Origin of the sequence: Vibrio sp. T9, assembly GCF_003123985.1 — a bacterium.
GTDB lineage: Bacteria > Pseudomonadota > Gammaproteobacteria > Enterobacterales > Vibrionaceae > Vibrio > Vibrio diabolicus.
In genome coordinates, this window is the sequence record NZ_NIGY01000002.1 from 233509 (window position 1) to 256828 (window position 23320).

36 protein-coding genes are annotated in these 23320 nt (G+C 45.6%); 31 read left to right on the plus strand and 5 right to left on the minus strand.

The window, feature by feature from the left end:
* Window positions 1–3: 3 nt before the first annotated feature.
* From rplD to rplQ, 26 genes are all read left to right on the plus strand, one after another.
* On the plus strand, window positions 4–606 hold the full coding sequence (gene rplD / locus CBX98_RS05340; protein WP_005379556.1) for a 50S ribosomal protein L4: 603 nt from the start codon (window positions 4–6) through the stop codon (window positions 604–606).
* Window positions 603–905: a 50S ribosomal protein L23 gene (gene rplW / locus CBX98_RS05345; protein WP_004398471.1), complete on the plus strand. Its 303-nt coding sequence runs from the start codon at window positions 603–605 to the stop codon at window positions 903–905. Before rplD ends, rplW begins: the two co-directional genes overlap by 4 nt.
* Window positions 906–920: 15 nt before the next feature.
* Window positions 921–1745 carry a 50S ribosomal protein L2 gene (gene rplB / locus CBX98_RS05350; protein WP_005383168.1) on the plus strand — a complete coding sequence of 275 codons (825 nt, stop codon included), beginning with the start codon at window positions 921–923 and terminating at the stop codon, window positions 1743–1745.
* 21 nt (window positions 1746–1766) lie between these two features.
* On the plus strand, window positions 1767–2045 hold the full coding sequence (rpsS, locus tag CBX98_RS05355) for a 30S ribosomal protein S19 (RefSeq protein ID WP_004394525.1): 279 nt from the start codon (window positions 1767–1769) through the stop codon (window positions 2043–2045).
* 10 nt (window positions 2046–2055) lie between these two features.
* Window positions 2056–2388 (plus strand): 50S ribosomal protein L22, encoded by a 333-nt coding sequence (rplV, locus tag CBX98_RS05360; protein ID WP_005383164.1) that lies wholly within the window; start codon window positions 2056–2058, stop codon window positions 2386–2388.
* 18 nt (window positions 2389–2406) lie between these two features.
* Window positions 2407–3105 (plus strand): 30S ribosomal protein S3, encoded by a 699-nt coding sequence (rpsC, locus tag CBX98_RS05365; protein WP_005383161.1) that lies wholly within the window; start codon window positions 2407–2409, stop codon window positions 3103–3105.
* A gap of 11 nt (window positions 3106–3116) precedes the next feature.
* Window positions 3117–3527, plus strand: coding sequence for a 50S ribosomal protein L16 (gene rplP / locus CBX98_RS05370; RefSeq protein ID WP_005379577.1), 411 nt, complete (start codon window positions 3117–3119; stop codon window positions 3525–3527).
* A complete protein-coding gene (gene rpmC, locus CBX98_RS05375) occupies window positions 3527–3718 on the plus strand; it encodes a 50S ribosomal protein L29 (protein ID WP_005379576.1) in 192 nt (63 codons plus the stop codon). The genes rplP and rpmC overlap by 1 nt, the downstream gene beginning before the upstream one ends.
* A complete protein-coding gene (gene rpsQ / locus CBX98_RS05380) occupies window positions 3718–3972 on the plus strand; it encodes a 30S ribosomal protein S17 (protein ID WP_005379575.1) in 255 nt (84 codons plus the stop codon). Before rpmC ends, rpsQ begins: the two co-directional genes overlap by 1 nt.
* 162 nt (window positions 3973–4134) lie before the next feature.
* On the plus strand, window positions 4135–4506 hold the full coding sequence (gene rplN / locus CBX98_RS05385; protein WP_004410450.1) for a 50S ribosomal protein L14: 372 nt from the start codon (window positions 4135–4137) through the stop codon (window positions 4504–4506).
* A 13-nt stretch (window positions 4507–4519) separates the two neighbouring features.
* Window positions 4520–4837: a 50S ribosomal protein L24 gene (gene rplX / locus CBX98_RS05390; protein WP_005379574.1), complete on the plus strand. Its 318-nt coding sequence runs from the start codon at window positions 4520–4522 to the stop codon at window positions 4835–4837.
* A 23-nt stretch (window positions 4838–4860) separates the two neighbouring features.
* Window positions 4861–5400 (plus strand): 50S ribosomal protein L5, encoded by a 540-nt coding sequence (gene rplE, locus CBX98_RS05395; protein ID WP_005379573.1) that lies wholly within the window; start codon window positions 4861–4863, stop codon window positions 5398–5400.
* A gap of 17 nt (window positions 5401–5417) precedes the next feature.
* Window positions 5418–5723 (plus strand): 30S ribosomal protein S14, encoded by a 306-nt coding sequence (gene rpsN, locus CBX98_RS05400; protein WP_012841173.1) that lies wholly within the window; start codon window positions 5418–5420, stop codon window positions 5721–5723.
* 29 nt (window positions 5724–5752) lie between these two features.
* Window positions 5753–6145: a 30S ribosomal protein S8 gene (rpsH, locus tag CBX98_RS05405; protein ID WP_005379572.1), complete on the plus strand. Its 393-nt coding sequence runs from the start codon at window positions 5753–5755 to the stop codon at window positions 6143–6145.
* A gap of 13 nt (window positions 6146–6158) precedes the next feature.
* Window positions 6159–6692 (plus strand): 50S ribosomal protein L6, encoded by a 534-nt coding sequence (gene rplF / locus CBX98_RS05410; RefSeq protein WP_005392377.1) that lies wholly within the window; start codon window positions 6159–6161, stop codon window positions 6690–6692.
* Window positions 6693–6701: 9 nt separating this feature from the next.
* On the plus strand, window positions 6702–7055 hold the full coding sequence (rplR, locus tag CBX98_RS05415) for a 50S ribosomal protein L18 (RefSeq protein ID WP_005379568.1): 354 nt from the start codon (window positions 6702–6704) through the stop codon (window positions 7053–7055).
* Window positions 7056–7069: 14 nt separating this feature from the next.
* Window positions 7070–7573 carry a 30S ribosomal protein S5 gene (rpsE, locus tag CBX98_RS05420; protein WP_004745894.1) on the plus strand — a complete coding sequence of 168 codons (504 nt, stop codon included), beginning with the start codon at window positions 7070–7072 and terminating at the stop codon, window positions 7571–7573.
* A gap of 7 nt (window positions 7574–7580) precedes the next feature.
* Window positions 7581–7757, plus strand: a complete 177-nt coding sequence (gene rpmD, locus CBX98_RS05425; RefSeq protein ID WP_005379565.1) for a 50S ribosomal protein L30 — start codon at window positions 7581–7583, stop codon at window positions 7755–7757.
* Between the two features lie 5 nt (window positions 7758–7762).
* Window positions 7763–8197, plus strand: a complete 435-nt coding sequence (gene rplO / locus CBX98_RS05430; protein ID WP_005383155.1) for a 50S ribosomal protein L15 — start codon at window positions 7763–7765, stop codon at window positions 8195–8197.
* Between the two features lie 20 nt (window positions 8198–8217).
* Window positions 8218–9552 carry a preprotein translocase subunit SecY gene (gene secY, locus CBX98_RS05435; RefSeq protein ID WP_005379562.1) on the plus strand — a complete coding sequence of 445 codons (1335 nt, stop codon included), beginning with the start codon at window positions 8218–8220 and terminating at the stop codon, window positions 9550–9552.
* Window positions 9553–9590: 38 nt separating this feature from the next.
* Window positions 9591–9704: a 50S ribosomal protein L36 gene (rpmJ, locus tag CBX98_RS05440; protein ID WP_000868186.1), complete on the plus strand. Its 114-nt coding sequence runs from the start codon at window positions 9591–9593 to the stop codon at window positions 9702–9704.
* A 149-nt stretch (window positions 9705–9853) separates the two neighbouring features.
* On the plus strand, window positions 9854–10210 hold the full coding sequence (gene rpsM, locus CBX98_RS05445) for a 30S ribosomal protein S13 (RefSeq protein WP_005383154.1): 357 nt from the start codon (window positions 9854–9856) through the stop codon (window positions 10208–10210).
* Between the two features lie 18 nt (window positions 10211–10228).
* The gene (gene rpsK, locus CBX98_RS05450; protein ID WP_001118870.1) at window positions 10229–10618 is read left to right on the plus strand and encodes a 30S ribosomal protein S11; all 390 of its coding nucleotides are present in this window, start codon (window positions 10229–10231) and stop codon (window positions 10616–10618) included.
* Window positions 10619–10645: 27 nt separating this feature from the next.
* On the plus strand, window positions 10646–11266 hold the full coding sequence (rpsD, locus tag CBX98_RS05455; RefSeq protein ID WP_005383146.1) for a 30S ribosomal protein S4: 621 nt from the start codon (window positions 10646–10648) through the stop codon (window positions 11264–11266).
* Between the two features lie 24 nt (window positions 11267–11290).
* On the plus strand, window positions 11291–12283 hold the full coding sequence (gene rpoA, locus CBX98_RS05460) for a DNA-directed RNA polymerase subunit alpha (RefSeq protein WP_005383143.1): 993 nt from the start codon (window positions 11291–11293) through the stop codon (window positions 12281–12283).
* A 26-nt stretch (window positions 12284–12309) separates the two neighbouring features.
* Window positions 12310–12690 (plus strand): 50S ribosomal protein L17, encoded by a 381-nt coding sequence (rplQ, locus tag CBX98_RS05465; protein ID WP_005383141.1) that lies wholly within the window; start codon window positions 12310–12312, stop codon window positions 12688–12690.
* A gap of 135 nt (window positions 12691–12825) precedes the next feature.
* On the opposite strand, the gene CBX98_RS05470 is transcribed toward rplQ, so the two are convergent.
* Entirely contained in the window at window positions 12826–13305 is a 480-nt protein-coding gene (locus CBX98_RS05470) for a DUF2780 domain-containing protein (RefSeq protein ID WP_109168735.1), read from the minus strand.
* Between the two features lie 153 nt (window positions 13306–13458).
* On the minus strand, window positions 13459–14079 hold the full coding sequence (locus tag CBX98_RS05475) for an FKBP-type peptidyl-prolyl cis-trans isomerase (protein ID WP_005392370.1): 621 nt from the start codon (window positions 14077–14079) through the stop codon (window positions 13459–13461).
* Between the two features lie 232 nt (window positions 14080–14311).
* On the opposite strand from CBX98_RS05475, the gene CBX98_RS05480 reads away from it, so the two are divergent.
* On the plus strand, window positions 14312–14908 hold the full coding sequence (locus CBX98_RS05480) for a LysM-like peptidoglycan-binding domain-containing protein (RefSeq protein ID WP_047009022.1): 597 nt from the start codon (window positions 14312–14314) through the stop codon (window positions 14906–14908).
* 85 nt (window positions 14909–14993) lie between these two features.
* On the opposite strand, the gene CBX98_RS05485 is transcribed toward CBX98_RS05480, so the two are convergent.
* On the minus strand, window positions 14994–15455 hold the full coding sequence (locus CBX98_RS05485) for a GNAT family N-acetyltransferase (RefSeq protein ID WP_046874180.1): 462 nt from the start codon (window positions 15453–15455) through the stop codon (window positions 14994–14996).
* Window positions 15456–15597: 142 nt separating this feature from the next.
* Here CBX98_RS05485 and dbpA point away from each other — a divergent pair, with 142 nt between their 5' ends.
* Window positions 15598–16977 (plus strand): ATP-dependent RNA helicase DbpA, encoded by a 1380-nt coding sequence (gene dbpA / locus CBX98_RS05490; RefSeq protein ID WP_104969019.1) that lies wholly within the window; start codon window positions 15598–15600, stop codon window positions 16975–16977.
* Window positions 16978–17031: 54 nt separating this feature from the next.
* On the opposite strand, the gene CBX98_RS05495 is transcribed toward dbpA, so the two are convergent.
* Entirely contained in the window at window positions 17032–17610 is a 579-nt protein-coding gene (locus CBX98_RS05495; protein WP_109168736.1) for a Crp/Fnr family transcriptional regulator, read from the minus strand.
* 97 nt (window positions 17611–17707) lie between these two features.
* Window positions 17708–19669, minus strand: a complete 1962-nt coding sequence (gene cpdB, locus CBX98_RS05500) for a 2',3'-cyclic-nucleotide 2'-phosphodiesterase (RefSeq protein ID WP_172605928.1) — start codon at window positions 19667–19669, stop codon at window positions 17708–17710.
* 275 nt (window positions 19670–19944) lie between these two features.
* On the opposite strand from cpdB, the gene cobA reads away from it, so the two are divergent.
* From cobA to cysN, 3 genes are read left to right on the plus strand one after another with little or no spacing between them, the layout of a single operon-like run.
* Window positions 19945–20820, plus strand: a complete 876-nt coding sequence (gene cobA / locus CBX98_RS05505; RefSeq protein WP_048626585.1) for a uroporphyrinogen-III C-methyltransferase — start codon at window positions 19945–19947, stop codon at window positions 20818–20820.
* 59 nt (window positions 20821–20879) lie between these two features.
* Complete coding sequence (gene cysD / locus CBX98_RS05510) at window positions 20880–21788, plus strand: sulfate adenylyltransferase subunit CysD (RefSeq protein WP_005379592.1); 909 nt, start codon at window positions 20880–20882, stop codon at window positions 21786–21788.
* Window positions 21789–21806: 18 nt separating this feature from the next.
* Window positions 21807–23237 carry a sulfate adenylyltransferase subunit CysN gene (cysN, locus tag CBX98_RS05515; protein WP_109168737.1) on the plus strand — a complete coding sequence of 477 codons (1431 nt, stop codon included), beginning with the start codon at window positions 21807–21809 and terminating at the stop codon, window positions 23235–23237.
* Window positions 23238–23320: the final 83 nt, after the last annotated feature.

Consider the following 23320-nt stretch of genomic DNA (forward strand, 5'->3'; position numbering starts at 1 on the left):
GTAATGGAACTAATGGTTAAAGGTGCCGATGCACTAACTGTTTCCGAAACTACTTTCGGACGTGAGTTTAACGAAGCTCTTGTACACCAAGTAGTTGTTGCGTACGCAGCAGGTGCTCGTCAAGGTACTCGTGCTCAAAAAACACGTTCAGAAGTTTCTGGCGGTGGCGCTAAGCCATGGCGTCAAAAAGGTACTGGCCGTGCGCGTGCTGGTACAATCCGTAGCCCAATCTGGCGTACAGGTGGTGTTACTTTTGCTGCGAAACCACAAGATCACAGCCAAAAAGTAAACAAAAAAATGTACCGTGGTGCTATGAAGAGCATTCTTTCTGAGCTTGTTCGTCAAGAGCGTCTAATCGTTGTTGATAACTTCTCAGTTGAAGCACCAAAGACTAAAGAGCTAGTTGCTAAGCTTAAAGAGCTTGAGCTAACTGACGCTCTAATCGTGACTAGCGAAGTAGATGAGAATCTATTCCTAGCTGCTCGTAACCTATACAAAGTTGACGCACGTGATGTTGCTGGTATCGATCCAGTATCTCTAATCGCGTTTGACAAAGTTGTAATGACTGCAGAAGCAGTTAAGCAAGTAGAGGAAATGCTAGCATGATCACTGAAGAGCGTATCCTAAAAGTTCTACGTGCACCGCACATCTCTGAAAAAGCAACTATGGCAGCTGAGAAAGCGAACACTATCGTTTTCAAAGTAGCGAAAGATGCGACTAAAAAAGAGATCAAAGCAGCTGTAGAAAAGCTATTTGAAGTTGAAGTTAAGTCTGTAAATACTCTTATCACTAAGGGTAAGACCAAACGTCAAGGTCTACGCCAAGGTCGCCGCAGCGACGTTAAGAAAGCGTACGTTACTTTGAAAGAAGGTCAAGATCTTGACTTCGTTGGCGGCGCGGAATAACAGGAGTAGTTAAAAATGGCTATTGTTAAATGTAAGCCGACTTCCCCTGGTCGTCGTCACGTTGTTAAAGTTGTTAACGCTGACCTACACAAGGGCAAGCCATACGCACCTCTTCTAGAGAAAAACTCTAAGAACGGTGGTCGTAACAACAAGGGTCGTATCACAGTACGTCACATCGGCGGTGGTCACAAGCACCACTACCGTGTAGTTGACTTCAAACGTACTAAAGATGGTATTCCAGCGACAGTTGAGCGTCTTGAATACGATCCAAACCGTAGCGCAAACATTGCTCTAGTTCTTTACAAAGACGGTGAGCGTCGCTACATCCTAGCACCTAAAGGTGTTGTAGCTGGTGATGTTATTCAGTCTGGTGTTGATGCACCAATCAAAGCTGGTAACACTCTACCAATGCGTAATATCCCAGTAGGTTCAACAGTACATAACGTTGAACTTAAGCCTGGTAAAGGTGGTCAGCTAGCTCGTTCGGCTGGTGCTTACGCTCAAATCGTTGCTCGCGACGGTGCGTACGTAACTATCCGTCTACGTTCTGGCGAGATGCGCAAAGTTCTTTCTGAAGGCCGTGCAACAATCGGTGAAGTTGGTAACTCTGAGCACATGCTACGTGAACTTGGTAAAGCAGGTGCATCACGTCATCGCGGTATCCGTCCAACGGTTCGTGGTGTTGTAATGAACCCGATTGACCACCCACACGGTGGTGGTGAAGGCCGTACTTCTGGTGGTCGTCACCCAGTATCTCCTTGGGGTATGCCTACTAAAGGCTTCAAGACTCGTAAGAACAAACGCACTGACAAGTACATCGTACGTCGTCGTAACAAGTAATCTATATAAAGAGGAATCGCCATGCCACGTTCTCTCAAGAAAGGTCCTTTTATTGACCTACACTTGCTGAAGAAGGTAGAGAAAGCGGTGGAAAGCGGAGACAAAAAGCCTATTAAGACTTGGTCCCGTCGTTCAATGATCATCCCTACGATGATCGGTTTGACCATCGCTGTCCATAATGGTCGTCAGCACGTACCAGTATTTGTAACTGATGAAATGATCGGTCACAAACTGGGTGAATTCGCACCAACACGTACTTACCGCGGTCACGCTGCGGATAAGAAAGCTAAGAAGCGCTAAGGAGTAAATAATGGAAGCAATTGCTAAACATAACTTTGCTCGCATTTCGCCTCAGAAAGCTCGCTTAGTTGCGGATCTAATCCGTGGTAAATCTGTTGACCAAGCTCTAGAAATCCTAACGTTCAGCAACAAAAAAGCTGCTGCACTAGTTAAGAAAGTTCTAGAGTCTGCTATCGCTAACGCGGAGCACAACGAAGGTGCAGATATTGACGATCTGAATGTCGCAAAAATCTTTGTAGATGAAGGCCCAACCATGAAGCGTATTATGCCTCGTGCTAAAGGTCGTGCGGATCGTATCTTGAAGCGTTCAAGCCACATCACTGTTGTTGTAGCAGATCGCTAGAGACTAGGAGAGTAAGCAATGGGTCAAAAAGTACATCCAAATGGTATTCGTCTAGGCATCGTTAAGCCTTGGAATGCTACATGGTTTGCTAACACCAAAGATTTCGCTGACAACCTAGACGGCGACTTCAAGGTACGTCAGTTCCTTACAAGTGAACTGAAAAAAGCGTCTCTATCACGTATCGTTATCGAGCGTCCTGCTAAGAGCATCCGTGTGACTATTCACACTGCTCGTCCAGGCGTTGTTATCGGTAAGAAAGGTGAAGACGTTGAGAAGCTACGCGCAGCTGTAGCTAAAATTGCAGGTGTACCAGCGCAAATTAACATCGCTGAAGTACGTAAGCCTGAACTAGATGCGCAACTTGTTGGTGACAGCATCGCGTCTCAGCTAGAGCGTCGTGTTATGTTCCGTCGTGCTATGAAGCGCGCAGTACAAAACGCAATGCGCCTAGGCGCTAAAGGTATCAAAGTGGAAGTAAGCGGTCGTCTAGGCGGCGCTGAAATCGCACGTTCAGAGTGGTACCGTGAAGGCCGTGTGCCTCTACACACTCTACGTGCTGACATTGATTACGCAACTTCTTCGGCTCACACTCAATACGGTGTGATCGGCATTAAAACTTGGATCTTCAAAGGTGAAATCCTAGGTGGTATGCCAGCAGCTAACGCTGTAGAGCCTAAAGGCGACAAGCCTAAGAAGCAGCGTAAAGGCCGTAAGTAAGGAGTCGACAGATGCTACAACCTAAACGTACTAAGTTCCGTAAGGTTCAGACTGGTCGTAACCGTGGTCTAGCTAAAGGTACTGATGTAAGCTTCGGCGAATTCGGTCTTAAAGCTGTTGGCCGTGGTCGTCTAACTGCTCGTCAAATCGAAGCGGCACGTCGTGCAATGACACGTCACGTTAAGCGTCAAGGTAAAATCTGGATCCGTGTGTTCCCAGACAAACCAATCACAGAAAAACCACTTGAAGTTCGTCAAGGTAAGGGTAAAGGTAACGTTGAGTACTGGGTAGCCCAAATCCAACCTGGTAAGGTTATGTACGAAATGGGTGGTGTACCTGAAGAATTGGCACGTGAAGCGTTCCGTCTTGCGGCACGTAAACTGCCTTTCAAAACTACATTTGTAACTAAGCAGGTGATGTGATGAAAGCACAAGATCTACGCGAGAAAAGCGTTGAAGAGCTTAACGCTGAGCTAATGAATTTGCTACGTGAACAGTTCAACTTGCGCATGCAAGCTGCGACTGGTCAACTACAGCAAACTCATACTCTGAAAGCTGTACGCCGTGATATCGCACGTGTGAAAACTGTTTTGACTGAGAAGGCAGGCGCATAATGAGCGAAGTAAAACGTACTCAACAAGGTCGTGTTGTTAGCGATAAGATGGACAAGTCTATCACTGTTGCTATCGAACGTTTCGTAAAACACCCAATCTACGGTAAATACGTAAAACGTACGACTAAAGTACACGCACATGACGAGAACAACGAGTGTGGCCTAGGCGACACAGTTGAAATCGCAGAGTGTCGTCCACTGTCTAAGACTAAGTCTTGGACTTTGGTAAAAGTTCTAGAAAAGGCGAAGATTTAATCTCGTTAATTCTATGAAACTAAAGCGGCTCCAAAATATTTTTGGAGCCGTTTATTTTTTGACTACCCAATCACAAAAAAGGGTGGTACAATTCGCGTCCCTTTTAAAGAGGCAGCCCGACCCGTGATGGGTCTAGTTATTAATATTTAGCGGAGCACTAACATGATCCAAATGCAAAGTATGCTGGACGCAGCTGATAACTCAGGCGCACGCAGCGTAATGTGTATTAAGGTTCTGGGTGGCTCTCACCGCCGTTATGCACATATCGGTGACGTCATCAAAGTTACTGTGAAGGAAGCAATCCCTCGCGGTAAAGTTAAAAAAGGTGATGTTCTGAAGGCGGTGGTAGTGCGCACCCGTAAAGGCGTACGTCGTCCTGACGGTTCTGTCATTCGCTTCGACCGAAATGCTTGCGTATTGCTAAACGACAATACTGAGCAACCAATCGGTACACGTATCTTTGGTCCTGTGACACGCGAACTTCGTGGCGATAAGTTCATGAAGATCGTTTCACTGGCTCCAGAAGTTCTGTAAGGAGCACGTAGAAATGGCAGCTAAAATCCGTCGTAATGACGAAGTAATCGTTCTTGCTGGTAAAGACAAAGGCAAGAAAGGTAAAGTAACTAAGGTTCTAGCAACTGGTAAAGTTATCGTTGAAGGTATCAACCTAGTTAAGAAACATCAGAAACCTGTTCCAGCTATGGGTATCCAAGGCGGTATCGTAGAGCAAGAAGCAGCAATCGACGTTTCTAACGTGGCGATTTTCAACGCAGCTACTGGTAAAGCTGACCGTATCGGTTTCCGTTTTGAAGACGGCAAAAAAGTTCGTTTCTTCAAGTCTAACGGCGAAACCGTTTCTAACTAATAGAAGTAATTTGGAGTTCTACTATGGCGAAACTGCATGATTACTACAAGTCGTCTGTAGTCGCTGAACTGACCAAACAGTTCGGTTACACAAGCGTCATGCAAGTCCCTAGAATCGAGAAAATCACCCTAAACATGGGTGTTGGTGAAGCAATCAACGATAAGAAACTGCTAGAAAATGCAGCGTCTGATATGGCAACGATCTCTGGTCAAAAGCCACTTATCACAAAAGCGCGCAAATCTGTTGCAGGTTTCAAAATCCGTGAAGGCTACCCTATCGGTTGTAAAGTAACCTTGCGTGGCGAACGTATGTGGGATTTTCTTGAGCGTTTAATTAACATCGCTCTTCCACGTGTACGTGACTTCCGTGGTGTTAGCGCTAAGTCTTTTGACGGTCGCGGTAACTACAGCATGGGCGTTCGCGAGCAAATCATCTTCCCGGAAATCGACTTTGATAAAGTTGATCGTGTACGCGGTTTAGACATCACTATTACGACGTCTGCTGGTACTGATGAGGAAGGCCGTGCTCTGCTGGCTGCCTTTAACTTCCCATTCCGTAAGTAAGGTGAAGGGTTACTGTTATGGCTAAACAATCAATGAAAGCACGTGAAGCTAAACGTGCACAGCTAGTAGCTAAGTTCGCTGAAAAGCGTGCAGCGCTAAAAGCTATCATCAGCGATGTAAACGCATCTGAAGAAGATCGTTGGAACGCGGTTCTTACACTGCAATCTCTTCCACGTGATTCAAGTGCATCACGTCAGCGCAACCGTTGCAACCAAACTGGTCGTCCACACGGTTACCTACGTAAGTTCGGTCTAAGCCGTATTAAGGTTCGTGAAGCTTGCATGAAAGGCGAGATTCCGGGTCTTCGTAAGGCTAGCTGGTAATTGCCACTTAATCATTTGGAGTAAATCATATGAGCATGCAAGATCCGATTTCGGATATGCTGACCCGCGTTCGTAACGGTCAGGCAGCAAACAAAGTTGCTGTAAAAATGCCTTCTTCAAAGCTTAAAGTTGCAATTGCTGCACTACTAAAAGCTGAAGGTTACATCGTTGACTTCGCTGTTGAAGGCGAAGCAAAACCTGAGCTAGAAGTTACACTTAAGTACTTCCAAGCTAAACCAGTAATCGAGCAACTTAAACGTGTTTCTCGTCCAGGTCTACGTGTTTACAAGAAGAAAGATGAACTTCCTTCTGTAATGGGTGGTCTTGGTATTGCTATCGTTTCAACTTCCAAGGGTCTTATGTCAGACCGCGCTGCACGTAAAGCAGGTCTTGGTGGTGAAATCATCGCTTACGTAGCTTAATAAGGAGTAGACTATGTCTCGTGTTGCAAAAGCACCTGTCGCTATTCCAGCTGGCGTAGAGGTGAAACTAAACGGCCAAGAAATCACTGTAAAAGGTGCGAAAGGCGAACTAACTCGCGTTCTTAACGATGCAGTTGTAATCGCTCAGGAAGAAAATAACCTGACTTTCGGTCCTAAAGAAGGTGTTGCTAACGCATGGGCTCAAGCAGGTACTGCTCGCGCTCTAGTTAACAACATGGTTGTTGGTGTTACTGAAGGCTTTACTAAGAAGCTAACTCTTAAAGGTGTAGGTTACCGTGCTGCTATCAAAGGCAACGCTGTAGGTCTAACACTAGGCTTCTCACACCCAGTTGAGCACGAGTTGCCAGCGGGTATTAAAGCTGAATGTCCAAGCCAAACTGAAATCGTGATCACTGGTGCTGACAAGCAACTAGTTGGTCAAGTTGCGGCTGACATTCGTTCTTACCGTGAGCCTGAGCCATACAAAGGCAAAGGTGTTCGTTACGCAGATGAAAATGTGCGTACTAAAGAAGCTAAGAAGAAGTAAGGTAACACTATGGATAAGAAAGCATCTCGCATCCGTCGTGCTACACGTGCACGTCGTAAGATTGCAGAACTGGGTGCGACTCGCCTAGTTGTACACCGTACTCCTCGTCACGTGTACGCACAGGTTATCGCGGCTAACGGCTCTGAGGTTATCGCAGCAGCTTCTACTGTAGAAAAAGCGATCCGTGAGCAAGTGAAATACACTGGTAACGTTGATGCAGCTAAAGCAGTGGGTAAAGCTATTGCTGAGCGCGCTCTTGAGAAGGGCGTAACTGCAGTTGCATTTGATCGTTCTGGTTTCCAATACCACGGTCGAGTAGCGGCGCTAGCAGAATCTGCTCGCGAAGCTGGTCTGAAATTCTAAGGTAGGGTTGGAAGATGGCTAAAGAACAACAAGTTCAAGCGAATGATTTGCAAGAAAAGCTAATCGCAGTTAACCGCGTATCTAAGACGGTTAAAGGCGGTCGAATCATGAGCTTCACTGCACTAACAGTAGTTGGTGACGGTAATGGTCGTGTAGGTTTCGGTTACGGCAAAGCTCGTGAAGTACCTGCAGCGATTCAAAAAGCAATGGAAAAAGCGCGTCGTAACATGACTACGATCGCTCTAAACGAAGGCACTCTTCACCACCCAGTGAAAGGTCGCCATTCGGGCTCTAAAGTTTACATGCAGCCTGCTGCAGAAGGTACTGGTGTTATCGCAGGTGGTGCGATGCGTGCAGTACTAGAAGTTGCTGGTGTACACAACGTACTATCTAAAGCGTACGGTTCTACGAACCCTATCAACATCGTTCGTGCAACGATCGATGCACTAGGTAGCATGAAGTCACCAGAAATGGTTGCTGCTAAACGTGGTCTAACTGTTGAATCTATTTCGGAGTAAGAACACCATGGCAACTATTAAAGTAACTCAAACTAAAAGCTCAATTGGTCGTCTGCCAAAGCACAAAGCTACTTTGCGCGGTCTAGGTCTTCGTAAAATCAACCACACAGTAGAACTTGAAGATACTCCGTGTATTCGCGGTATGATCAACAAGGTTTACTACATGGTTAAAGTTGAGGAGTAATCAGAATGCGTTTGAATACTCTAGCACCGGCTGCTGGCGCGAAAACTTCTGCGAAGCGAGTAGGTCGTGGTATCGGTTCAGGCCTAGGTAAAACTGGTGGCCGTGGTCACAAAGGTCAAAAATCACGTTCTGGCGGCAGTGTTCGTCCAGGTTTCGAAGGCGGTCAGATGCCTCTGAAACAACGTCTACCAAAATTCGGTTTCACTTCTCGTAAGAGCCTAGTGTCTGCTGAAGTTCGTCTAGCTGAGCTAGCGAAAGTTTCTGGTGACGTAGTTGATCTAAACAGTCTTAAAGCTGCTAACATCATCACTAAGAACATCGAATTTGTAAAAGTTGTTCTTTCTGGTGAAATCAACAAAGCAGTGACTGTGAAAGGTCTACGTGTGACTAAAGGCGCTAAAGCTGCAATCGAAGCTGCAGGCGGTAAAATCGAGGAATAATCTCGAGGAACGAGGTACAGATGGCTAAGAAACCAGGACAAGATTTTCGTAGTGCTCAGAGCGGCTTAAGTGAACTAAAGTCGCGCTTGTTATTCGTAATTGGTGCACTTTTAGTATTCCGAGCCGGCTCCTTTGTGCCGATTCCTGGTATTGACGCTGCTGTACTTGCCGATTTGTTCGAACAGCAAAAAGGTACCATCGTTGAAATGTTTAACATGTTCTCCGGTGGTGCTCTTGAGCGTGCATCTATATTAGCATTGGGCATCATGCCGTATATTTCGGCATCTATTGTTGTCCAATTGCTAACTGTAGTTCATCCAGCGTTAGCTGAACTCAAAAAAGAGGGTGAAGCAGGCCGTCGTAAGATCAGCCAATACACACGCTACGGCACGCTTGTACTTGCAACCTTCCAAGCTATAGGTATTGCAACTGGCCTACCAAACATGGTCGACAATCTGGTTGTTATCAACCAAACCATGTTTACGCTAATTGCTACCGTAAGTTTAGTAACCGGCACCATGTTCTTAATGTGGTTAGGTGAACAAATTACAGAGCGAGGAATTGGTAACGGTATTTCGATACTGATTTTTGCAGGTATTGTTGCTGGATTGCCTTCTGCAATCGGTCAAACAATCGAGCAAGCGCGTCAAGGTGAATTGCATGTACTTCTTCTGTTGCTAATCGCGGTATTAGCTTTTGCAGTCATTTACTTCGTTGTTTTCATGGAACGTGGTCAACGCCGAATCGTCGTTAACTACGCGAAGCGTCAACAAGGTCGTAAAGTATTTGCTGCGCAAAGCTCGCATCTGCCTCTTAAAATTAACATGGCAGGTGTAATCCCAGCGATTTTTGCATCAAGCATTATCTTGTTCCCAGGAACATTAGCTCAGTGGTTTGGTCAAAACGGCGAGAGCAGCGCGTTCGGTTGGTTAACTGACGTGTCTTTGGCTCTTAGCCCAGGTCAACCGTTGTATGTAATGCTTTATGCAGCAGCAATTATCTTCTTCTGTTTTTTCTACACGGCGTTGGTTTTCAACCCGCGTGAAACAGCAGATAACTTGAAGAAGTCTGGTGCATTCGTACCCGGTATCCGCCCAGGTGAGCAGACAGCGAAGTACATTGATAAAGTAATGACACGTTTAACCCTTGCTGGTGCACTGTACATTACCTTTATCTGTCTGATTCCCGAGTTCATGATGGTCGCGTGGAACGTACGTTTCTACTTCGGCGGTACATCGCTACTAATCGTAGTTGTTGTAATTATGGACTTTATGGCACAGGTACAGACTCATCTGATGTCTCAACAGTATGATTCTGTGTTGAAGAAAGCGAATCTGAAAGGCTACGGCCGTTAATCCGGCGGTAGACTCAGTTTCATTTACGGAGTTTAGCAATGAAAGTTCGTGCTTCCGTTAAAAAAATCTGCCGTAACTGTAAAGTAATCAAGCGTAACGGTGTCGTTCGCGTGATTTGCAGTGAGCCAAAGCACAAACAGCGCCAAGGCTAATTAGCAGAAATTTTTACTTGAAAATGAAGGTTGGGTCGAGTATATTCCTCGGCCTACCTTTTGCGTGCAAAAGAAGTAGTATTCCGCAGCGTATCCATAACGGGCTTTGCTGCGGCTAATTCTTTTATAGAAACACTTAGGAGTGAATAATGGCCCGTATAGCAGGCATTAACATTCCTGATCAGAAACATGCAGTAATCGCTCTAACAGCGATCTACGGCATCGGTAAAACTCGCTCTCAAGCTATCCTAGCTGAAGTGGGTATTGCTGAAAATGTTAAGATCAGTGAACTAACTGAAGAGCAGATCGATCAACTGCGTGATGGTGTAGCTAAGTACACTGTAGAAGGTGATCTACGTCGTGAAGTATCTATGAACATCAAGCGTCTTATGGACCTTGGCTGTTACCGTGGTCTTCGTCATCGTCGCAGTCTACCACTACGTGGACAGCGTACTAAAACCAACGCTCGCACCCGTAAGGGTCCGCGTAAGCCGATCAAGAAATAATCGGGAAGGTAGAGTACAATGGCTAAACAACCAACTCGCGCTCGTAAGCGCGTACGCAAGCAAGTTGCAGATGGCGTTGCGCACATCCATGCTTCTTTCAATAACACAATCGTAACCATTACTGACCGTCAAGGTAACGCTCTTGCATGGGCTACTGCAGGTGGTTCTGGTTTCCGTGGTTCTCGTAAGTCTACTCCGTTCGCTGCACAGGTTGCTGCTGAGCGTTGTGCTGAAATGGCTAAAGAATACGGCCTAAAGAACTTGGAAGTTATGGTTAAGGGTCCTGGTCCAGGTCGCGAATCTACTGTTCGTGCACTAAACGCCGCTGGTTTCCGCATCACAAACATCGTTGATGCTACACCAATCCCTCATAACGGTTGTCGTCCACCTAAGAAACGTCGCGTATAACGTTTCTAGGACAATTGGAGAAGAATCATGGCAAGATATTTGGGTCCTAAGCTGAAGCTTAGCCGTCGTGAAGGCACTGACTTATTCCTTAAGTCTGGTGTTCGCGCGATCGATACCAAGTGTAAAATTGATAACGCACCAGGTGTACACGGCGCTCGTCGCGGTCGTCTATCTGAGTATGGCGTTCAGCTTCGTGAGAAGCAAAAAGTACGTCGTATGTACGGCGTTCTAGAAAAACAATTCCGTAACTACTACAAAGAAGCTGCTCGCCTAAAAGGCAACACTGGTGAAAACCTACTTCAGCTTCTTGAAGGTCGTCTTGATAACGTAGTTTACCGCATGGGCTTTGGTGCAACTCGCGCAGAAGCACGTCAGCTAGTTAGCCACAAAGCTATCCTAGTAAACGGTAAAGTTGTAAACGTTCCTTCTTTCAAAGTAGCGGCTAATGACGTTGTTTCTATTCGCGAGAAAGCTAAACAGCAAGCTCGTATTAAAGCGGCTCTAGAAGTTGCTGAACAACGTGAAAAACCAACTTGGATTGAAGTAGATGGTGGCAAGATGGAAGGTACATTCAAGCGTATGCCTGAGCGTTCTGATCTATCAGCTGACATCAACGAACAATTGATCGTCGAGCTTTACTCTAAGTAAGGTTTAAACTAAAGAGAGGACACAATGCAGGGTTCTGTAACAGAATTTCTTAAGCCACGTCTAGTTGACATCGAACAAATCAGCTCGACTCACGCAAAAGTAACTCTTGAGCCATTAGAGCGTGGCTTTGGTCATACTCTGGGTAATGCACTTCGCCGCATTCTTCTATCTTCTATGCCTGGTTGTGCAGTGACAGAAGTAGAAATCGAAGGCGTACTTCACGAGTACAGCACTAAAGAAGGCGTACAAGAAGATATTCTTGAAATCCTTCTAAACCTTAAAGGTTTGGCAGTGCGTGTTGCTGAAGGCAAAGATGAAGTGTTCATTACTTTGAACAAATCAGGCTCGGGCCCTGTGGTTGCAGGTGACATCACCCATGATGGTGATGTAGAGATCGCTAACCCTGAACACGTTATTTGTCACCTAACGGATGACAACGCTGAAATCGCAATGCGTATTAAAGTAGAACGTGGTCGTGGTTATGTTCCAGCTTCTGCGCGTATCCATAACGAAGAAGACGAGCGTCCAATCGGTCGCCTACTAGTAGATGCTACTTACAGCCCAGTAGACAAAATTGCCTACGCTGTAGAAGCAGCTCGTGTAGAACAGCGCACTGATCTAGACAAGCTTGTTATCGATATGGAAACAAACGGTACTCTAGAACCTGAGGAAGCAATCCGTCGTGCAGCTACAATCCTAGCTGAACAATTGGATGCATTCGTAGATCTTCGTGATGTACGAGTTCCTGAGGAGAAAGAAGAGAAGCCAGAATTCGATCCGATCCTACTGCGTCCTGTAGACGATCTTGAACTAACAGTTCGCTCTGCTAACTGTCTGAAAGCAGAAGCGATTCACTACATCGGTGATCTAGTACAACGTACTGAGGTTGAGCTACTTAAAACGCCTAACCTTGGTAAAAAATCTCTTACTGAGATTAAAGACGTACTTGCGTCACGTGGTCTGTCTCTGGGCATGCGCCTAGAAAACTGGCCACCTGCATCAATCGCTGAAGATTAATCGATACTAGTTAGAAGGATTAGGTCATGCGCCATCGTAAGAGTGGTCGTCAACTCAACCGCAACAGCTCACATCGCAAAGCGATGTTCAGCAACATGGCTAGCTCTCTAGTACGTCATGAAGTTATCAAGACTACTTTGCCAAAAGCAAAAGAGCTACGTCGCGTAGTTGAGCCTTTGATTACACTAGCTAAGACTGACAGTGTTGCTAACCGTCGTCTAGCATTTGCACGTACTCGTGACAACGAAGTAGTTGCAAAACTATTTAACGAACTAGGTCCACGTTTTGCTGCTCGTCAGGGCGGTTACACTCGTATCCTAAAAGCTGGCTTCCGTGCTGGTGATAAAGCTCCAATGGCTTACATTGAGCTTGTAGATCGCCCAGCTGCTGAAGAAGCTGCTGAGTAATCAGTTCGTAAGAACGAGAAAGCCGAGCGTTAGCTCGGCTTTTTTGTATCTGCGATTCAGTAAATCTTTATATCCAGCCTGCATTTATTTTACTCCATGCAGACTGGCAATTTAAAAAGTGATTATCACTTGCGCTTATTTACTAGTATTCCACAACCCGCCCAACGAACTTAGAAGTCCCTCGCTAGCGCCTTGCTTGTTCAAGTAATCCAAGATTACTGGAGCAAACTGACTGATCATAGAGGGATCTAAACCCAACGTATCGAATGCACTTTTTACTGCACTGATATTCTCAATATTCCCCAGTAAGCTTTGTGCTCCTTGCAAGTTTGAAAGCCCAGGAATCAAAGACTGTAATTCACTGCTATTTTCTTGTGAAAGCTGGCTTTGAGCCAAAGCGAGTAGTGCGCCACTACCTCCAGCCGCTTGTTCTGTAGATACAGGTAATTGGCTAGTTAGCATGTCTGTCAATGGAGATGATTCAGTGTTCAGGCTACTACCTACCATATCCATTAGGCCACTTTCTTTACTTTTTTGCGTGACGGAATCTAAGAATGCGTGTGCACTACCAATGTTCATTGATAAGAGTGCCAGAGTCAGGAGTATTTTACGCATAGTACCTCCGAAGGTTGAGCGTTTTTAACGTGATTTTATTGTTTTAAAGGCTATCAGAATGAAAGGTTTAGAGGTGAGAAAGTCTATTCAGTTTAGACAAAAAAACGGCGCTAATGCGCCGTTTTATTAAATCATAATTGAAAATGGTTTCAATTAAAGAATATCTAGTAGTTCTACTTCGAAAACTAGTGCTGCGAATGGAGGGATAGCTGCACCAGCGCCACGCTCACCGTACGCAAGGTCTTGTGGTACGTATAGTTTCCACTTAGAACCAACAGGCATTAGTTGCAGTGCTTCTACCCAGCCTTTGATTACGCCTGTAACAGGGAATTCAGCTGGTTGACCGCGAGATACAGAGCTATCGAATACAGTACCGTCAGTTAGCTCACCGTGGTAGTGAACGCGAACTGAGCTTTCTGCTGTTGGAACTGCACCAGTACCTTCAGAAATGATTTCGTACTGAAGGCCAGAGTCTAGAACGTTAACTTCAGGGCGTAGTGCGTTGTCTTTTAGGAACGCTTCGCCTTCTGCTGCTGCAATTTTCGCTGCTTCTTGGCGAGCGGTTTCTGCACGAGTGTGAAGTTCTTGTAGTGCTTTGTTGATTTCATCAATTTCGATTGATGGCATGTCACCAGTTAGTGCTGTTGCAATACCCGCTGCGATAGCATCAACGCTAAGACCTTCAAGACCAGAACCTGCAAGTTGCTGACCCATTTGCAGACCAATGCCGTAGCTTGCTTTTTGTTCTGCAGTTTCAAATTTAATTTCAGACATGAATGTCGCTCTTGTTAGGAGTGATAAAGGCAACAGGATATCAGTTTCGAGCTTAGGTTTAAATGATTGCGACTGAATGCTTAATTGAGGCGGCCAGGGTGTGACTTATCTCTTACTCCAAGTGAAATTTCTGCTAATTTAATCCAAATTCCATTTTAGTTTAGTGAAAAACATATACTCTCCGCGTCGGTATTTTTATACTGGCAGTAGAAGTATTAAGGGACTCATTAAAATGAATCGTCGCAGAAAGAAAAAGCAGCAAGTCGACTATGTCGAATTGGTTAAACAAAAATTCGCTGCTATCGACTGGAAGCAGCCGTTCAACAAAGAGCAATGGTTGGAGCGTATACAGCCTGTTAAGCAGTTTTGGCTACGCCTACCGAAATTCCATCAGCGAGCTTTGATGGTTTTAGTGCCATTGATTCTGGTACTCCTTGTTATTCCTTTGCCGAATAAAACAGAACAATCAGTTGAGCAAGCTGAGGTCGATCATCAGCGCGTAGCGATTCAGCTGAATGCACAGAGTTTAAGCCAGCAAAGAACCTCTCAGAATTCTGGGCCGAAATCCGAAGACTGGAAAGAGTACACGGTTAAAAATGGTGACACGTTAGCGCAGGTTTTCAGAAGTAATAAGCTCTCGATGGCGGATCTTAGCGCTCTAGTAAAAATCGAAGGCAGTGATAAGCCGCTGAGCCAAATTAAACAAGGACAATTGATTCGCTTTAAGCTTAGCGATGAAGGCGAGTTGGATATGCTGCAACTAGAAAAAAGCGGCCGGTCCGTCATGTTTTTCCGCTTATCGGATGGGACCTTTGGGCGCAATAAGTAGATGCTTCAAATGAGCTAAAGACGCGAAGGTATCGCGTCTTTTTAGTTTATCTATCTTTGAATTAGTTAACCTAGCAATGAACGCGTTATATCGCTACGGCTTCTTTTCGCATATCCACATGAGGAATACCATCCTCTAAGTAGCGATCAGAAATAACTTTGAATCCATGACTCGCATAAAACTGGATGAGATGCTCTTGAGCTCCTATATCAATCGTCTGTCCTGGCCACAATATTTCACACTGTGTTAATGCCTCTTTCAGCAACTTATGTCCCAGACCATCACCACGCGCAGTTTGTTTGGTGACGACTCGACCAATGCTCACATTGTCATACGTCGTGCCAGCGGGTAGCAATCGTGCGCAAGCAACAAGTTCATCACCGTGGTAACCTATTAGATGATAAACACCTTCCAGTGTGTCTTTGCCATCCAGTTCAGGATAAGGGCAGGTTTGTTCAACGACGAATACATCCACACGTAATTTCATCATTGTATACAATTGTGTGGTTGTCAGTTGAGCAAAGGGCAAAGTAATCCAAGTGAGCATGTTGTCATCCGTCATGAGAGTAGAGTGACTGACTTTACTTTGTTTTGTACTCATACTCATTAACAAAGGTTAATTATCACTGGTTTTCCCACCAAATCTGGTGATAATGTGCCCTCTTTTCATCTCACCTGAGGATATTCCCGTGAGCAAACAAACTTTTGATCAAGTCGGGCTAAACCCAGCGTTACTCGCCACACTTGATTCCCTGAACTACACCCACATGACGCCAATTCAAGCTTTGAGTTTGCCTGCAATCCTAAAACATCGTGATGTCATCGGGCAGGGTAAAACGGGCTCAGGTAAAACCGCTGCATTTGGTTTGGGTGTTTTATCGAACCTTAACGTCAAACGCTTTCGTGTCCAGTCATTAGTATTGTGTCCAACTCGTGAGCTTGCGGATCAAGTCGCGAAGGAAATTCGTACTTTAGGTCGTGGCATTCATAATATTAAAGTGCTTACTCTCTGCGGTGGGATGCCAATGGGGCCACAAATTGGTTCTCTGGAGCATGGCGCGCATATCTTAGTCGGCACACCTGGCCGTATTTTGGATCACCTTGAGAAAGGCCGAATTAACCTGAGCGAGCTGAATACCTTGGTGCTAGATGAAGCTGATCGCATGTTGGACATGGGTTTCCAAGACGCATTAGATGCGATTATTGATGCAGCGCCAAAGCAGCGTCAAACTCTACTTTTCAGTGCTACTTTCCCAGAGAAAATTGAGCAAATTGCGCAGCGTATTATGCAGACGCCTGAAGTCATTAAGGTGGAATCGACGCACGATACCTCAAGCATTGCTCAGCATTTCTACAAAGTTGAAGGTTCGGAAGCGCGTGATGAAGCGTTGGCGAACTTGCTACTGACTCACCAACCAGAGTCCGCTGTGGTTTTTTGCAATACCAAAAAAGAAGTGCAAAGTGTCGCAGATGAGTTGCATCGCAAAGGGTTCAGCGTTATCGATATCCATGGGGACTTAGAACAGCGTGAACGCGATCAAGCATTGGTGCAGTTTGCTAACAAGAGTGTTTCTATCCTTGTCGCAACAGACGTCGCGGCGCGTGGTTTGGACGTAGATAACCTTGATGCAGTCTTTAACTTTGAGCTATCGCGCGATCCTGAGGTTCATGTACACCGTATCGGTCGTACAGGCCGTGCAGGTAGTAAAGGTTTGGCGTTCAGCTTCTTTGGAGAGAAAGACGGTTTGCGTGTAGCTCGTATTGAAGAATACCTGGACATGGACGTGGTACCAGCAACATTGCCTGCCAAATCAAATCAGCAGCCATACCAAGCGAAGATGGTGACGATTAACATTGATGGCGGTAAGAAACAGAAAGTACGACCGGGTGATATCTTAGGATGTCTGACTGGAAAAAATGGTATCCCAGGCTCTCAAGTTGGCAAGATTCACCTTTTCCCGATGCGCGCCTACGTTGCGGTCGAGAAGTCAGCTGCCAAAAAGGCCCTACAAACCATTAGTAATGGCAAGATGAAAGGGCGTCAGTTCCGAGCGCGAATTCTTAAATAGCTCAAATAGCAGAGAAAAAGCTCTTCGTTTGACGAGCTTTTTTCTTTTTTGAGTTTATTTGAGAGTGTGACCTTTGGTTAAGCGCGCTTTAATTCGGCTCAAACTGATAGGCGTGATCCCAAGATAAGCAGCTATTTGGCTATCGGTAATACGTAGCTTTAAGTCTGGGTAATGGGCGCAAAATAGTTGATATCGTTCCTCTGGGGAGTAGAGCAGCATAAAGCGTTCTTTGTTCTCTTTATTAACCAGTTGGTTTTCGAGTAGCTTTAAGTAAATGGCGTGTTTTTCTGCTCGCCATTGATGCAGCGTTTCAATTGGTAAGCAAAATAGCTGACAAGCGCTCAGCGTTTCCAATAAGTAAGGCGAAGGTTGGTTCTTAATTATGCTCTCAAAGCCGATAACCCAGTCTTTCTCCCAATAAAATTCTTTACTGAACTCTTTGCCCTGCTCAGTGAGATAGCTTGCATGGCATAACCCTTCAATAATGAAGTAAAGGTGCGAGCTAAACTCTCCTTGGTGGTTAAGAATGTGGCGCGTAGGCAGTTCGAGTAACTCACCATTTTCGATAAGTTGGTTTGCTTCTGTGTCTAAGAAGCCATGATTGACTAAGTCTGAAAAAAGATTGCTGTGCATGTGATAACTCAGAAACGGTTTTCTTTATTCTAACGGGTTTTATTGATAACAAAAAAGCGGCTCATGAGAGCCGCTTAGTGTTGTTGTCAAATCAACCTTATTTATTCAGATCGATTTGATAAATTGCGAAACCAATGTCGTCTGTTGACACGCGTTTCATTGGGTATTGTCCTTTCTCTTTGATGAACTGCGCCGCTTTATCGCTAGGGGAGGTTTCGAAACGAATATCTAGCTTGTTATCGGACTTAATCGGTGCGAAAGACCAGTTGTTGTCAGCGCTTGGTGTCACTTCTCCTTTTTCTTCACTCACGCGAGAAATATAAGTGGCGACGACAGAGCGGTTTTCATCTGGTGCGTCAAATGCAATGAAATCTGGGCCTGTACCAGGGAAAGTATTGCTATAAGCACGGTAGTTATTGGTTGCGATGATGAAATCTTGCTTCGGATTGACAGGCTTACCATTAAACGTCAGATTCACAATGCGCTGAGAATCTGGATTAATCACTTTACAATCCGCATCGTACTTCGGCGGTTGGGTAACGTCGATTTGGTAGTTAACCCCATCAATAACATCGAAGTTGTAAGTGCGGAAATTATCCCAATCAATCAAAGATTGCGGTTTAGGATTGTTGATGTCGATGTGGTTGAATTGACCCGCACTGCACTCTAGCCATTCGCGAACTTCTTTACCTTTCACTTTCATCGCAACCAAGGTGTTTGGGTATAAGTAAAGATCGGCCGCATTACGGAAGGTGAGCTGACCGGACTCTACTTCTGTAAAGTTATTCGGATCGTTCTTACGACCGCCGACTTTAAATGGTGCTGCCGCACTCAGTACTGGAATGTCAGAAAGGTCTGGGTCGCCTTGAATAAAGCGTTCTACGTAGTCTTTCTGAGCAAGGTTAACGATTTGAATGGTGGGGTCGTCCTGCACTAATGCCAAGAAGCTGTACATGACATCATTTGCTTTGCCGATTGGTTGGTTTACAAATTCACGAGTGCCTTTGTGATCTTCTTCTAACGCTTTCACAATATCTTCATCGGCTTTAGCTAATGACTTCTTATTCACTTTATCGAAGATAGGGCGTGCTTCTGCTTGGCCTTCGACGACTTGCCATCTGCCGTCTTTCTCTTTCAGCATCAAATCCATCACACCTACGTGACTTCCCCAGCGGCCCGGCATCACGGACGTTACACCATTGATGGTCCCTTTATCTATATCAACACCAGGTAGGTTTGCGAAGTCTTTCCCTGGGAAGACCGCGTGAGAGTGGCCAAAAGCAATCGCATCAATACCTTCAACTTCTGTGAGGTAGTAAACTGAGTTTTCAGCGCCAAGCTTGTATGGGTCAGTAGAAATGCCCGAGTGTGGAATCGCCACAATCACGTCTGCGCCTTCTTTCTTCATTTGAGGAATCAGTTTCTCTGCTGTTTCCTTAATGTCTTTAGCAAAGACTTTGCCTTCTAAGTTCTTCTTGTCCCACACCATTATTTGTGGTGGTACAAAGCCGATATAACCCACTTTTATTTGATGCGCTTCGCCGTTTGTGTCTTTAAAGGTGTGGGTTTTGATCAGGTAAGGCTTGAAGTAATGCTCACCGGTTTTTTTATCAAATACGTTTGCGTTGATGTAAGGGAAGTTAGCGCCCGCCAACGTCTTTTGTAGAAAATCTAAGCCATAGTTGAACTCATGATTGCCAATGTTGCCCACATCGTAGTCTAGTTGGTTCATCGCCTTGTAGACTGGGTGGACATCGCCAGCGTTAATCCCTTTCGCCGCCATGTAATCGCCCATTGGGCTGCCCTGAATTAAATCGCCGTTATCTACTAATACCGTGTTTTCTGCCTCGGACTTAGCCTGTTTCACTATGGTCGCAGCGCGACTTAAACCAATTTGCTGTGATGGTTGGTCTTTGTAGTAATCGTAATCCATCACGTTGGTATGAATGTCGGTGGTTTCGATAATACGAAGCTTGATGGTATCGGCCATCGCAGGGCCCGCAAGCGTTAGCATGCCACTTAACACTGCGAGGGAAATAGGGTGAACTGCCACTTTCATTTGGTGCTCCAATTCAATGGGAAGGGGGAATCGTACCGCGTAATGTATCAAACACTGGTGCAACTTAATGATAAAGATACAGAAAACTGTGAACAGAAATCAGTTTACTAAACCTTATTCATATTAACCGCCGACTTTTTCACGCTTTTGAATGAGACCAAACAAAAACTTCTTAGCAGATTTTTGAATAAAAAATGAAATTTTAGAATTTCAGGTAATATAAACGCCCCGCCATAATGCTTGCATAACGATATCAATGGACGATGAGCAAGCACATGGCAACGAACGATTCAGTCACTTCTTTTCCTAAACCAAAGCCCCGGTTAGTTTCTGACAACTCAGTAGCTGGTGTTACTCGTTTTGCAAAGCAATCGCTACAGCCTGGTGAAGTCGCCTTAGTGGGGGCGGGGCCGGGTGATCCTGAACTTTTGACAGTGAAAGCATTGAACTGTTTGCAGCAAGCCGATGTGGTTTTGTACGACTACTTGGTGTCAGAAGAAATCATGGCATTGATTCCAAGCGATACGATTTTGGTGTGCGTTGGGAAGCGAGCTGGGCATCACAGTGTGCCGCAGGAGAAGACAAATCAGCTTTTGGTGGATTTTGCCAAGCAGGGCTACAAAGTAGTGCGCATTAAAGGTGGTGATCCGTTTGTATTCGGTCGTGGTGGTGAAGAGTTAGAAGTGCTTGCTGATGCTGGCGTTCGTTTTCAAGTTGTCCCTGGCATTACCGCAGCAGCTGGCGCAACCGCTTATGCTGGTATTCCACTGACTCATCGTGATTATGCGCAATCGGCCATCTTTGTGACTGGCCACTTGAAAGAAGAAAGTGATGAGATGGATTGGTCCACGTTGGCGCGTGGGAATCAGACTTTAGTGATCTACATGGGGCTGATGAAATCACACTATATTCAGAATCAACTCATTAAGCATGGTCGTTCAGCGTCGACTCCGATTGCCATTATTGAGCGTGGCACGCAGATTCAACAAAAAGTATTTACGGGAGAACTATCCCAACTCTCTGATTTATCGAAGGAAGCACAATCGCCATCTTTGATTGTTGTCGGAGAGGTAGTGCGACTGTCTCAAAAGTTAGACTGGTTTTTGTCTAGTACTGAATTCAACAAAAGTGCTATTGCCAACTCCATATAATTTCAGACCAAAGATTAGAGACGTAATGCGCCTTCAAGCTTAAAAAGGAAATACAAAACATGGACCAACAACGTTTAACTCACCTTAAACAACTCGAAGCGGAGAGTATCCATATTATCCGCGAAGTTGCGGCTGAGTTTGATAACCCAGTCATGATGTATTCGATTGGTAAAGACTCATCAGTGATGCTGCACCTAGCGCGTAAAGCGTTTTACCCGGGCAAAATTCCATTCCCACTTTTGCATGTCGATACCGACTGGAAATTCCGCGAGATGATTGAGTTTCGCGATCGCACCGCTGCCAAATACGGCTTTGAGCTTTTGGTACATAAGAACCCAGAAGGTCTAGCCATGGGCTGCAGTCCGTTTGTTCATGGTTCTTCTAAGCACACTGACATCATGAAGACTCAAGGCTTAAAACAAGCGCTGAACAAGTACGGTTTTGATGCGGCCTTTGGTGGTGCGCGCCGCGACGAAGAGAAATCACGCGCAAAAGAGCGCGTGTATTCATTCCGCGATAAGAACCATACATGGGACCCTAAAAACCAACGTCCTGAGCTGTGGAAGACGTACAACGGCCAGGTTAATAAGGGTGAGAGCATTCGTGTATTCCCACTGTCTAACTGGACTGAGCTTGATATCTGGCAATACATCTATTTAGAAAACATCGAGATCGTGCCGCTTTACCTCGCGGACAAACGCCCAGTTGTTGAACGCGATGGCATGCTGATCATGGTTGATGATGATCGTATGGAGCTTCAACCGGGTGAAGTGATCGAAGAGAAGAGTGTGCGTTTCCGTACTCTTGGTTGTTATCCATTAACTGGGGCTATCGAGTCTGAAGCGAACACTTTGACCGGCATTATCGAAGAGATGCTGGTGGCAACGTCGAGTGAACGCCAAGGTCGAGCGATCGACCACGATCAGTCAGGATCGATGGAGCTTAAAAAACGTCAAGGTTACTTCTAAAGGATCTAAGGAAAGATAATGAACAGTGCAGTTGAAGCTCAATTAGCCGAGCTTGGTATCGAAGGCTATTTAACACAACACCAGTACAAGTCGTTACTTAGATTCTTGACTTGTGGCTCGGTAGATGACGGTAAAAGTACACTAATCGGTCGCTTACTCCATGACTCAAAACAAATTTATGAAGATCAGCTAGCGGCAGTGCACTCAGACAGCCAACGTGTGGGCACCACGGGTGAAAAGCCTGACCTTGCGTTGTTGGTAGATGGCTTACAAGCTGAGCGCGAGCAGGGGATCACGATTGATGTGGCTTACCGCTATTTCTCGACGCAGAAACGTAAGTTCATCATCGCCGATACTCCTGGGCACGAGCAGTACACGCGTAATATGGCAACAGGCGCATCGACGTGTGACTTAGCGGTGATCTTAGTCGACGCACGCAAAGGCATTCTTGATCAAACTCGTCGTCACTCTTTTATTTCCAACCTACTGGGTTTGAAACACTTTGTTGTGGCGATCAACAAGATGGATTTAGTGGATTACTCGCAAGAGCGCTTTGAAGAAATCCGCGATGAGTATCTTAAGTTTTCTGAGAACCTGACCGGGGATATTGATATTCAAATCATCCCGATTTCGGCGCTTGAAGGTGACAATGTGGTGGATAAAGGGCAAAACCTAAGCTGGTTTAAAGGCCCGTCATTGCTTGAACTTCTTGAAACGGTCGATGTGGATCAAGAAAAAGGTGCGGGTGAGTTCCGCTTCCCTGTGCAATACGTTAACCGTCCTAACCTCGATTTCCGTGGTTTTGCGGGGACGATTTCTTCAGGTTCGATCAAAGTCGGTGATGCCATCAAAGCATTGCCATCGGGGAAAACGTCAACCGTGGCACGCATTGTTACGTTTGATGGTGATATTGAGGAAGCTCGTGCTGGGTTGGCGGTCACTCTGACGCTAAGCGATGAGATCGATATTAGCCGTGGCGATTTGATTGTTCTAGACAATGCTCAAGTGGAAACCACAAACCACTTGCTTGCCGATGTGGTATGGATGACAGAGCAACCTCTGCAACCGGGCCGTGACTACGACATCAAAATCGCGGGTAAGAAAACTGTGGGCCATGTTGAAGCGATTCGTCATCAATATGATATCAACAACCTATCAACTCATAGTGCGGCAGAGCTGCCATTGAATGGTATTGGCTTGTGTGAATGGTCTCTCAATGAGTCAGTTGCGCTGGACAATTACCAAGATTGTGCTGATACCGGCGGCTTCATCATTATCGATCGTCTGACGAACGTGACGGTCGGTGCAGGCATGGTCAAAGAAAGCCTCGCGGTGGTTGAGCGAGATTTGATGGACATCTCTGCGTTTGAAGTTGAGCTGAATGCACTTGTGCGTAAACACTTCCCACACTGGGAAGCAAAAGACGTCAGCCAATTGCTGAAAAAGTAATTGGCGCGCCCGAGCACGATAAGCTCTGATTCTGTCTGTTGTTGTGCTTGGGGCGTCGCTGCCTAACTGAGTTGCGAAATGCA

Coding starts and splice junctions, on each gene's coding strand:
- rplD (WP_005379556.1), top strand. CDS start 4: ATGGAACTAATGGTTAAAGGTGCCGATGCACTAACTGTTTCCGAAACT.
- rplW (WP_004398471.1), top strand. CDS start 603: ATGATCACTGAAGAGCGTATCCTAAAAGTTCTACGTGCACCGCACATC.
- rplB (WP_005383168.1), top strand. CDS start 921: ATGGCTATTGTTAAATGTAAGCCGACTTCCCCTGGTCGTCGTCACGTT.
- rpsS (WP_004394525.1), top strand. CDS start 1,767: ATGCCACGTTCTCTCAAGAAAGGTCCTTTTATTGACCTACACTTGCTG.
- rplV (WP_005383164.1), top strand. CDS start 2,056: ATGGAAGCAATTGCTAAACATAACTTTGCTCGCATTTCGCCTCAGAAA.
- rpsC (WP_005383161.1), top strand. CDS start 2,407: ATGGGTCAAAAAGTACATCCAAATGGTATTCGTCTAGGCATCGTTAAG.
- rplP (WP_005379577.1), top strand. CDS start 3,117: ATGCTACAACCTAAACGTACTAAGTTCCGTAAGGTTCAGACTGGTCGT.
- rpmC (WP_005379576.1), top strand. CDS start 3,527: ATGAAAGCACAAGATCTACGCGAGAAAAGCGTTGAAGAGCTTAACGCT.
- rpsQ (WP_005379575.1), top strand. CDS start 3,718: ATGAGCGAAGTAAAACGTACTCAACAAGGTCGTGTTGTTAGCGATAAG.
- rplN (WP_004410450.1), top strand. CDS start 4,135: ATGATCCAAATGCAAAGTATGCTGGACGCAGCTGATAACTCAGGCGCA.
- rplX (WP_005379574.1), top strand. CDS start 4,520: ATGGCAGCTAAAATCCGTCGTAATGACGAAGTAATCGTTCTTGCTGGT.
- rplE (WP_005379573.1), top strand. CDS start 4,861: ATGGCGAAACTGCATGATTACTACAAGTCGTCTGTAGTCGCTGAACTG.
- rpsN (WP_012841173.1), top strand. CDS start 5,418: ATGGCTAAACAATCAATGAAAGCACGTGAAGCTAAACGTGCACAGCTA.
- rpsH (WP_005379572.1), top strand. CDS start 5,753: ATGAGCATGCAAGATCCGATTTCGGATATGCTGACCCGCGTTCGTAAC.
- rplF (WP_005392377.1), top strand. CDS start 6,159: ATGTCTCGTGTTGCAAAAGCACCTGTCGCTATTCCAGCTGGCGTAGAG.
- rplR (WP_005379568.1), top strand. CDS start 6,702: ATGGATAAGAAAGCATCTCGCATCCGTCGTGCTACACGTGCACGTCGT.
- rpsE (WP_004745894.1), top strand. CDS start 7,070: ATGGCTAAAGAACAACAAGTTCAAGCGAATGATTTGCAAGAAAAGCTA.
- rpmD (WP_005379565.1), top strand. CDS start 7,581: ATGGCAACTATTAAAGTAACTCAAACTAAAAGCTCAATTGGTCGTCTG.
- rplO (WP_005383155.1), top strand. CDS start 7,763: ATGCGTTTGAATACTCTAGCACCGGCTGCTGGCGCGAAAACTTCTGCG.
- secY (WP_005379562.1), top strand. CDS start 8,218: ATGGCTAAGAAACCAGGACAAGATTTTCGTAGTGCTCAGAGCGGCTTA.
- rpmJ (WP_000868186.1), top strand. CDS start 9,591: ATGAAAGTTCGTGCTTCCGTTAAAAAAATCTGCCGTAACTGTAAAGTA.
- rpsM (WP_005383154.1), top strand. CDS start 9,854: ATGGCCCGTATAGCAGGCATTAACATTCCTGATCAGAAACATGCAGTA.
- rpsK (WP_001118870.1), top strand. CDS start 10,229: ATGGCTAAACAACCAACTCGCGCTCGTAAGCGCGTACGCAAGCAAGTT.
- rpsD (WP_005383146.1), top strand. CDS start 10,646: ATGGCAAGATATTTGGGTCCTAAGCTGAAGCTTAGCCGTCGTGAAGGC.
- rpoA (WP_005383143.1), top strand. CDS start 11,291: ATGCAGGGTTCTGTAACAGAATTTCTTAAGCCACGTCTAGTTGACATC.
- rplQ (WP_005383141.1), top strand. CDS start 12,310: ATGCGCCATCGTAAGAGTGGTCGTCAACTCAACCGCAACAGCTCACAT.
- CBX98_RS05470 (WP_109168735.1), bottom strand. CDS start 13,305: ATGCGTAAAATACTCCTGACTCTGGCACTCTTATCAATGAACATTGGT.
- CBX98_RS05475 (WP_005392370.1), bottom strand. CDS start 14,079: ATGTCTGAAATTAAATTTGAAACTGCAGAACAAAAAGCAAGCTACGGC.
- CBX98_RS05480 (WP_047009022.1), top strand. CDS start 14,312: ATGAATCGTCGCAGAAAGAAAAAGCAGCAAGTCGACTATGTCGAATTG.
- CBX98_RS05485 (WP_046874180.1), bottom strand. CDS start 15,455: ATGCTCACTTGGATTACTTTGCCCTTTGCTCAACTGACAACCACACAA.
- CBX98_RS05495 (WP_109168736.1), bottom strand. CDS start 17,610: ATGCACAGCAATCTTTTTTCAGACTTAGTCAATCATGGCTTCTTAGAC.
- cpdB (WP_172605928.1), bottom strand. CDS start 19,669: ATGAAAGTGGCAGTTCACCCTATTTCCCTCGCAGTGTTAAGTGGCATG.
- cobA (WP_048626585.1), top strand. CDS start 19,945: ATGGCAACGAACGATTCAGTCACTTCTTTTCCTAAACCAAAGCCCCGG.
- cysD (WP_005379592.1), top strand. CDS start 20,880: ATGGACCAACAACGTTTAACTCACCTTAAACAACTCGAAGCGGAGAGT.
- cysN (WP_109168737.1), top strand. CDS start 21,807: ATGAACAGTGCAGTTGAAGCTCAATTAGCCGAGCTTGGTATCGAAGGC.